The organism is Trichlorobacter sp., assembly GCF_030247655.1.
Classification (GTDB): Bacteria; Desulfobacterota; Desulfuromonadia; order Geobacterales; family Pseudopelobacteraceae; genus Trichlorobacter.
The window spans coordinates 1-9335 of sequence record NZ_JAOTRZ010000108.1 but is presented as its reverse complement, the minus strand read 5'-3'; the positions used below and the strand labels follow the sequence as shown (position 1 = coordinate 9335).

General features: G+C 52.2%; 6 protein-coding genes. All 6 read left to right on the top strand.

The genetic code is table 11. The features are described 5' to 3' along the window. On the top strand, positions 1 to 1243 hold a 1243-nt coding region (locus OEL57_RS10330; protein ID WP_300740350.1), incomplete at its 5' end, for an ATP-binding protein. Continuing rightward, positions 1236 to 3002: an ATP-binding protein gene (locus OEL57_RS10325; protein ID WP_300740349.1), complete on the top strand. Its 1767-nt coding sequence runs from the start codon at positions 1236 to 1238 to the stop codon at positions 3000 to 3002. The genes OEL57_RS10330 and OEL57_RS10325, both read left to right, overlap by 8 nt. After that, positions 2999 to 4927, top strand: a complete 1929-nt coding sequence (locus OEL57_RS10320; RefSeq protein ID WP_300740348.1) for a CHASE domain-containing sensor histidine kinase — start codon at positions 2999 to 3001, stop codon at positions 4925 to 4927. Before OEL57_RS10325 ends, OEL57_RS10320 begins: the two co-directional genes overlap by 4 nt. Continuing rightward, positions 4924 to 8097 (top strand): HD domain-containing phosphohydrolase, encoded by a 3174-nt coding sequence (locus OEL57_RS17065; protein WP_300740347.1) that lies wholly within the window; start codon positions 4924 to 4926, stop codon positions 8095 to 8097. Before OEL57_RS10320 ends, OEL57_RS17065 begins: the two co-directional genes overlap by 4 nt. A 6-nt stretch (positions 8098 to 8103) precedes the next feature. Further along, entirely contained in the window at positions 8104 to 8475 is a 372-nt protein-coding gene (locus OEL57_RS10310; protein ID WP_300740345.1) for a response regulator, read from the top strand. A 4-nt stretch (positions 8476 to 8479) separates the two neighbouring features. Continuing rightward, the coding region (locus OEL57_RS10305; protein ID WP_300740343.1) for an ATP-binding response regulator at positions 8480 to 9335 on the top strand (856 nt) is incomplete at its 3' end.

The window sequence follows — 9335 nt, the reverse complement described above, 5'->3', positions numbered from 1 at the left end:
CCGGGTGATTGAGTTTTTTGATGTCACTGAGTACAAAAATATTGAGGATGAATTACGTAAAGCCAAACAGGCTGCAGAATCTGCCAGCCGTGCCAAGAGCCAGTTTCTGGCCAACATGAGCCATGAAATCCGTACCCCGATGAACGGTATCATCGGCATGAGTCAGTTGCTTGAATTTACCGAATTGACTGACGAGCAGAAGGAGTATCTTGAGGCTATTACTGTATCAAGTAACAACCTGTTAACGCTGATTAACGACATCCTTGACCTCTCCAAAATAGAAGCAGAAAAACTTGACATTACCCTGGATATTTTCAGCCTTCGCAACTGCATCAGTGAGCTGGTCAGTTTTCAGAGGAAACGGATCAGTGACAAGGGCCTTTCCTGTAAAATCATTATTCCGCCTGATCTGCCCGATGCATTGATAGGTGATCAGTTGCGGATCAAGCAGATCCTGCTTAACCTGCTAGGCAATGCCATTAAATTTACTGAAAGCGGCGGTATCACGGTAGCGGTTAATCTGGTTGAGCAGCGAGAATCTGTCCTGTTGCTGGATATCGTGGTGCAGGATACCGGCATCGGCATCCCGTTTAATCTGCAGGAGCAGATTTTTGAACCGTTCAGCCAGGCTGACAGTTCTACTACCCGCCGCTTTGGCGGCACCGGGCTTGGTTTGACCATCTGTCGCCGTCTGGCAGAACTGATGGGAGCCAGTATTCGTGTGGAGAGCCGGGAGGGTGGTGGAAGCACCTTTTACCTGCGGATTCCCCTGTCGATTGCCGCTGTTAGACTGCAAACCGGCCACCAGGTAGAAACCCCGGCACATTTGAAGGGAGTTGCTTTCCAGAAGATTCTGCTGGTGGAGGATAATCAGATTAACATCACCTTCAGCAAGGCGCTTTTGACAAAGATCGGCTACCACGTGACCGTGGCTGAAAACGGCAAGCATGCTCTGGATGCCTTGGTGACGGGGCAATTTGATCTGGTGTTGATGGATATTAAAATGCCGGTGATGAACGGTGATGAGGCGCTGAAAATTCTCAGAGAACAGGAGGCAGGAATCAACCAACATCTGCCGGTGATCGCACTGACCGCCTACGCCCTGAAAGATGATCGGGAAAAGTATCTTGCAATGGGCTTTGATGGCTATCTGGCCAAACCGGTACTGGTTAATGAACTGATCGATGAGATACTGAAAGTACATGAACAGCAGTTGTGCAGGGGGGGACCAGCTGATGCGTAATGTAGCCACCTACTGTTTGTTCTGTCTACTTATCCTGCTGTTGTCCGTGGGCAACCTTGCCGCAACTGCGGTTGAAAGCACGTTGCGCCTGACCCCTGCTGAACAAGCTTGGCTGAAAAGCCATCCCCGCATTCAGATCGGCATGATGGATGCCTGGCCTCCGCTGAACTTTGTGGATAAAAACGGTACTCCCCAGGGCATCGGCGTTGATTATGTAAAGGCCCTGAACAAGAGGCTGAACAATGGGATTGTGCTGGTGCCCGGACCGTTCAAGCAGAATCAGGAACAGGTACAGAACGGCCAGCTTGACGGCCTGATGGATATAACCCAACGACCTGATCGGGAAAAGCTATACTCCTTTACCAAGCCGTATATGGTGATTCCCCACGTTATTGTAGGCCGTAAAGGAACCGATTCCTTCAAGGTTGAACAGGATCTTGCAGGTAAAGCTGTTGCCCTGGAAAAGGGCTTTCATACTATCACCTACTTTAAAAATAATTTCCCCACAGTATGTATCCAGGAATATGAGTCCACTGCAGCTGCACTGGATGCGGTCAGTCGTGGCGTGGCAGATGCTTATGTCGGCAACCGGGCGGTGGCGATCTATCTGATTGAAAAAGAGTTGCTGAACAATCTGGTACTGATGGGAAGTCTGGCTGAAACGCGTTCAATCCTGCAGTTTGGTGTTGCCCAAAAAAATCCGCAGCTGGTTTCTATTCTCGACAAGGCCCTGGCCTCGCTGACGGTGGAAGAGGAACGGGCAATTGCCGGCAGGTGGGTTTCGCAGCAGCATGATTATTCTTTGATCTGGAAAATTCTGGTTGGTGCTCTCGTGGTAATCGGGCTGTTTTGGTTCTGGAACCGGCGCTTGAAACAGGAAATACAGATCCGTATGGCAGCTGAAAAACAGCTGCATGAACAGCAGGAACGACTTGAACTGTTGCTGGAAGAACGGATTCGCAAAGCAGCAGAACTGGAGGATGCCAAGGAGCGGGCTGTGGCAGCCGACCAGCTTAAATCGGCCTTTCTAGCCACCATGTCCCATGAGCTGCGCACGCCGCTCAACTCCATCATCGGTTTTACCGGCATCCTGCTACAGGGGTTGGGCGGACCGGTTAACGCAGAGCAGACAAAACAGTTAGGGATGGTCAAGAATAGTGCCAATCATTTGTTGTCGTTGATCAGCGATGTACTGGATATCTCCAAGATTGAAGCAGGCCAGTTGAATGTAGCTGCAGCTCCGTTTAATTTTGCAGAGTCGGTAAGAAAAGTGACCCAGAGCATTCTGCCACTGGCAGAAAAGAAAGGGCTGCAACTGGAACTTGTGATTGCTGATGAGGTGGCTGGCATCATCAGTGACGAGCGTCGAGTGGAACAGGTGCTTTTGAATCTTTTGTCCAATGCGCTCAAATTTACCGAGCAGGGCAGGATTTCGGTGCGGGCGTACAGAGAGGCGCAAGAATATATTCTGACCGTGGCTGATACCGGCATCGGTATCGACACAGACCAGGCCGAACGTCTATTCAAGCCGTTCTATCAGATTGACACCGGCCTGACCCGCAAGTACGAAGGCACCGGCCTGGGACTGTCCATCTGCAAGAAACTGGTGGAGTTGATGGGGGGCAGCATCTGGCTGGAAAGCCAGCCGGGCAGGGGCAGCATCTTTGGCTTCAGGCTGCCGGTCACAAAGGACGTTCAAAATGCAGACCCGGATAGTGGCACACAAGGGTCTGATGCTGTCAGGGGAGAGCACGGATGAGTAATAAACAGTCCGGTACAAAAAATCTGATGCCCCATGGCTTTCATTGGAGCGTGCCTGTTGTGGTGCTGTCCGGTCTGGTGTTGACGGTTGTGCTGTTCTGGTTGGTCAGGCAGTCGGAGCTGGCTTCCTTCAAGACCCGTCTGGAAAGCGATGTTGTGTTGCGCGCCGACACCATTGTGAACAAGATTGATAACACTCAGCTGGTGGTGATCGCCTTACGCAATTTTATTGCTGCCTCAGATGAAGTTACGCGTAAGGATTTTGCTGATTATACGCTTCCGTTTTTACAAGAACGTAACGAGATCAAAGCGCTTTCCTGGAATCTTAAAGTTGCCAGTGATCAGCGGGGACATTTTGAGGAACAGGGCCGCAGAGAGCAGATTGCACAGCTTGGTATCACTGAACGGGACAGCAAGCGGCAGCTGATTTCTGCAGCCGCCCGTGATGCCTATTACCCGGTCTGGTATATTGAGCCGATGGTTGATAACCGCAAGGCAATCGGTTTTGATGTGGGCTCAGATCCGGTACGGCGGGCAGCCCTGGAACAGGCGCGGGACACAGGCAAGCCAACGGCAACGGAACGGATCATGCTGGTGCAGGATGGCCAGCCCAAATATAGTGTGCTGGTCTTTAACCCGCTTTATGTCAAGGGAATGCCGGTTGAAACAGTAGCAGAGCGGCGTCAGGCATTGCAGGGGTTTACCGTGGTGGTGCTGAACATGGAAAAACTGCTTGCTGCTTCACTGGGGAAAACAGCATCAATCGGCCTGCCCTTTGATCTGCTTGATCTGTCTGCTCCAAAGGAACGTCAGTTACTTCATCATTGGGCAGCACGTCTGAATGGAGACGGTTCATGGTGTTCCATTCTGTTTCCTGATTTGCCTGCCACCACAAGAAACTTCTCTTTTTGCGGACGGGAATGGGCACTGGTCATGACGCCCAATCAGGCCTATATGGCAAGCAACTATCCGCTGGCCTACTGGCTGCTGCTGCCATCCGGCCTGTTGTTAAGCATACTGCTGGGCTTGTATTTTCGTACCTTGACCACGCAGCACCAGAGACTGGAAAAGCTTGTGGTTGAGCGTACTGCAGAACTTGTCTTCAGTGAAACCAGCCTGAAGGAGCTAAACAACCATCTTGAGGAGCGTGTTAACGAACGTACCAGTCAGCTTGAAACGGCCATGCTATCCCTCTCGCAAGCCAAAGAGCGGGCAGAAATGGCTGATCAGATCAAGTCTGCCTTTCTGGCCACCATGTCCCATGAGCTACGCACGCCGCTCAACTCCATCATCGGTTTTACCGGCATCCTGCTGCAGGGGCTGGGCGGACCGATCAATGCAGAGCAGACCAAACAGCTGACCATGGTTAAGAATAGTGCCAGCCATCTGCTCTCGTTGATCAGCGATGTACTGGATATTTCCAAGATAGAGGCCGGGCAGCTTAACGTGCTAGCTGCACCGTTTGATCTTGCAGAATCAATCCGCAAGGTAACCCAGACGATTCAGCCGCTGGCAGAAAAGAAGGGGCTTCAACTTGAGGTTGTCATTGCTGATGATCTGGACGGCATTACCAGTGACGAACGGCGGGTGGAACAGGTGCTTTTGAACCTGCTGTCCAATGCGCTCAAGTTTACCGAGCAGGGCAGGATCACCGTGCGGGCGGTCAGAGAAGCTCACGAGTATATCGTGACCGTGGCTGATACCGGCATCGGCATTGAGCCTGAGCAGGCGAAGCGCTTATTCAAGCCGTTCTATCAGGTTGATACCGGTTTAAGTCGCAAGTACGAAGGTACCGGCCTGGGGTTGTCAATCTGTAAAAAGTTGGTAGAACTGATGGGGGGCAGTATCTGGCTGGAGAGTGAACCGGACAAAGGGAGCACGCTCGGCTTCAGGTTGCCGATTAAACAGGAACCAACCGTATGAGATCGTTACAGAGCTATATTCCGCTTTCCCGCTGGTATGGCTTTGGTGTCTGGCCTGCACTGCTCTGTCTGCTGCTGGCGGGATGGTGTATACCGCATTATGTTGCTGCTGAAGAGATCACGGTGCGGGTCGGGGTTTATGAAAACGAGCCGAAGATCTTTACCACGAACACCGGCAAGCCCACCGGGATTTTTATTGAAATTCTTGAACATATCGCAGGGCAAGAAGGCTGGAAACTGCAGTATGTACGAGGCAGCTGGGCAGAAGGGCTTGAACGGCTTGAAAAGGGCGAGCTTGATCTGATGCCTGACGTGGCCTACACCGCAGAGCGGGAAAAACGGTTCCTGTTTCACAAAACACCTGTTTTAACCGGCTGGTCGCAGGTCTATGCCCGCAAAGGCAGTGGTATTCAGTCTATTCTGGATTTGAACGGCAAACGGGTTGCCGCCCTTGAAAAAACAATCCAGCTTGAAACCTTTACCCGTATGGCACACAGCTTCGGGTTGAAAATAGACCTTGTGCCGGTTCCAGACTACAAAACTGAATTTGAGATGATCGCTGCAGGCAAGGCCGATGCCGGACTTACCAACCGCTTTTACGGGTTGCGGAATGCACGCAAGGCAGGGCTTGAAGATACACCGATTATGTTTGACCCGGCCCCGTTCTTTTTTGCCACTCCCCGTAACGGATCAATGCAGCTGCTGGAGAGCATTGACCGACATCTTGCCGAACTGAAAAAGGATCCTCAATCCATCTATTATACCGTTATGAAGCATTGGACCTCTGAAGAGGTGCAGTTCAGGCTGCCGGTCTGGCTGCAACTAAGCCTTGCCATGGCTGCTGTTGCGCTGCTGATGAGTCTGGCAGGAAGTTTTGTTTTAAGAAATCAGGTAAATGCCCGCACCGAGGCATTGCGGCTAAGCGAGACCAACCTGCGTGAGCTGAACAGCCATCTTGAAGATCGGGTCGCATCCCGTACCAGGCAGCTTGAAGATGCGATACATGCACTGGCCCTTGCCAAGGAACGGGCTGAAAGCGCTGATCAGAGCAAGTCTGCCTTTCTGGCCACCATGTCCCACGAGTTGCGTACCCCGCTCAATTCAATCATCGGTTTTACCGGCATCCTGCTACAGGGCCTGGGCGGGCCGGTCAATGCAGAGCAGACCAAGCAGTTGGGCATGGTCAAGAACAGCGCCAACCATCTGCTGTCACTGATTAGCGACGTACTGGATATATCCAAGATAGAGGCGGGACAGTTGGAAGTGGCCCATGAGCCGTTTAACTTGAAGGATTCAGTGCTTAAAGTGGTTCAGACAGTGCGCCCCCTGGCAGAGAAGAAGGGGCTTGATCTGTCCGTTGATATCGCCCCGGATGTGGGGGAGGTGACCAGCGATCTGCGGCGGGTGGAGCAGATTTTACTGAACCTGCTCAGTAATGCGATTAAATTTACGGAGCAGGGCGGGATTCATGTTGCCTGCAACTGCGAAGATGGCCGTTATCTGACCACGGTTAGTGATACCGGCATCGGCATCCAGGAGGATAATCTGGCTGGTCTGTTCAAGCCGTTCCGACAGATTGACACCGGCCTGAACCGCAAGTATGAGGGCACCGGTCTGGGGCTTTCGATCTGCAAACTGCTGGCTGAACTGATGGGAGGCACCGTGGGGGCCCGCAGCACCATTGGCGTGGGAAGTACCTTCTGGTTTACGCTGCCGATACAGGCTGCTGATCAGCAGGAACGGCATCAAAGCCATCAGGCAACGGTTAACTCTGCAGCCGCTGTCCCGAATGTTGCGCCCCCAGCAGCAGTGGTACCAGCACCGCAACAGACACCGCCTGAATTGGATCTTACACGCCTGATTGAGTCGCTTAAAACTGCGACACTGGAGGCAGTTGAACAGTTTGAAGCGCAGAAACAGGCCATTCAAGAGGTTCTGCCACACAACTTTCAGCTGGTGGCCGGGGCGATACAACGCTTTGATTTTGATACTGCCGTGGTCCTGCTGGAACAGGGTAGGCGGTCGCATCCACATAGTAATCGTGTGGGGATCTCGTCAGCCCCTGTTGCTGATCGCCACACGTTGCTGGTGGTAGATGATATTCCCAACAACGTACTACTGTTGGGCTCGATGCTGAAAGAACAGTATCTGGTCAAGGTGGCAGGCAACGGTGAACAGGCACTCAGGATCTGCCGTTCACCCCAACCGCCGGATCTGGTCCTGTTGGATATCATGATGCCGGAAATGGATGGCTATGAGGTCTGTCGGCAGTTGAAGGCTGACCCTGCCACCCGTGAAATTCCGGTGATCTTTCTGACCGCCCGGATTGAGGCGGAAGATGAGCAACAGGGGCTTGCACTGGGGGCGGTTGATTACATCACCAAACCGTTTAATCCTGCTATTACACTGGAGCGGATCAAAAACCACCTTGTCCTGAAAAAGGCGTCAGATTTTCTGCGTGACAAGAACCAGTTCCTTGAACAAGAGGTGAACCGACGGACCAATGAGGTACGGGCAATCCAGGAGGTAACCATCCTGGCCCTGGCCTCCCTGGCCGAGACCCGCGACAGCGCCACTGGCAACCATCTGCGTCGTACCCAGCAGTATGTCCGGTTACTTGCCCAGCAGCTTAAGGGAGAACCGCGCTTTGCAGCTGATCTGACTGACCAGAAAATTGAGCTATTGTTCAAGCTTGCCCCGCTGCATGATATCGGCAAGGTGGGGGTGGCGGACCGGATACTTTTAAAGCCGGGGCAACTGAGTCAGGAAGAGTTTGAGATCATGAAGACCCACACCACCATTGGCGTGGAGGCCATAGAGCATGCTGAGCGGTCGCTGGGTACCAATGTCGAATACCTGCAGATTGCCAAGGAGATTATCCGGCATCATCAGGAAAAATGGGATGGCAGCGGCTATCCTGATGGTCTGGCAGGTACGGCCATATCGATCTATTCCCGCCTGATGGCCCTTGCCGATGTCTATGATGCGCTGATCAGCGACAGGGTCTACCGCAAGGGGCTCCCCCATGAGCAGGTGGTACAGATTATACAGGATAGTAGCGGCAGTCATTTTGACCCGGAACTGGTAGCTGCTTTTTTAACGGTGCAGGATGTTTTTAGAGAGATCGCCCAACAGTTTGCTGACCATGATAGCTTGGAAGGGAAAGGATAAACAACGATGGGAAAACGTATTTTGTATATCGAAGATAACGAGCAGAATATGTATCTGGTGACGTTTTTGCTGGAGAAACATGGCTATAGCGTCAGCCCTGCCACTGACGGGCAGGAGGGGATTGATAAGGCAGCAGCAGAAAAACCGGACCTGATCCTGCTGGATATTCAGCTCCCTAAAATGGATGGCTATACTGTGGCCCGCAATCTGCGCAACAACCCCGATCTTGCGGCAACGCCGATTGTGGCGGTTACCTCCTACGCCATGGCCGGAGATCGGGACAAGGCAATGGCAGTCGGCTGTAACGGCTACATTGAAAAACCGATCAACCCTGATACTTTTATACAACAGGTTGAACAACATTTGCCCAAGGACTAAAGACATGAAACGTGCACTGATTATTGATGATCATAGTGAAAATCTCTATTTTCTTGAGGTGCTGCTGAAAGGCAATGGTTTTGATCAGGTGGATGCTGCGGAAGATGGTGCACAAGCATTGGAGCTGGCTCATGCTAATCACCCTGATCTGATTATCAGCGATATCCTGATGCCGGTCATGGATGGCTATGCCCTCTGCCGTGAACTGAAGGCGGATGAACAGTTGAAGCAGATCCCGTTCATCTTCTACACCGCCACCTTTACCACGGCCAAGGATGAGGCCCTTGCCTTAAGTCTTGGGGCTGATCGGTTTGTGATCAAACCACAGGAACCAGCAGCCCTGATGGAGATTATTAACCAGGTACTGACCGAATCCCGCCCGGTTGTCGATCCGCCGGCTGCTGAAGAATCAATCCTCAAGGAGTACAATGAGGCGTTGTTCCGTAAGCTGGAAAAGAAGATGGCAGATCTGGAACAGGCCAACCGGGATTTGAAGCAAAGGGAACAGGAACTGCTGGCAGCACGGGAGGCCGCGGAGTGTGCCAATCGTGCCAAGATGCGTTTTTTAAACACGGTTAGTCACGAACTGCGAACACCGCTCAACATTATTCTTGGGGCACTGCAATTGAGCGAGATTGACCAGGCTTATGATCCAAAGATGGCCAGGGAAGCCAAAAACGCCCTATTTTCGATGCTGGAAATGATTGATAACATTTTAGAGACCTCCCGTCTTGAAATCGGTGAGCAGGTCTTCCGCCAGAGCCCGGTTAATCTGGAGCTGCTGCTTTCAACCCTGGACAGACTATTTGCCGTGGCTATCCAGAACAAAGGGCTTTGTTTGCGGTTTTCCCTTGCAGAAG

Coding starts and splice junctions, on each gene's coding strand:
- OEL57_RS10320 (WP_300740348.1), top strand. CDS start 2,999: ATGAGTAATAAACAGTCCGGTACAAAAAATCTGATGCCCCATGGCTTT.
- OEL57_RS10310 (WP_300740345.1), top strand. CDS start 8,104: ATGGGAAAACGTATTTTGTATATCGAAGATAACGAGCAGAATATGTAT.
- OEL57_RS10325 (WP_300740349.1), top strand. CDS start 1,236: ATGCGTAATGTAGCCACCTACTGTTTGTTCTGTCTACTTATCCTGCTG.
- OEL57_RS17065 (WP_300740347.1), top strand. CDS start 4,924: ATGAGATCGTTACAGAGCTATATTCCGCTTTCCCGCTGGTATGGCTTT.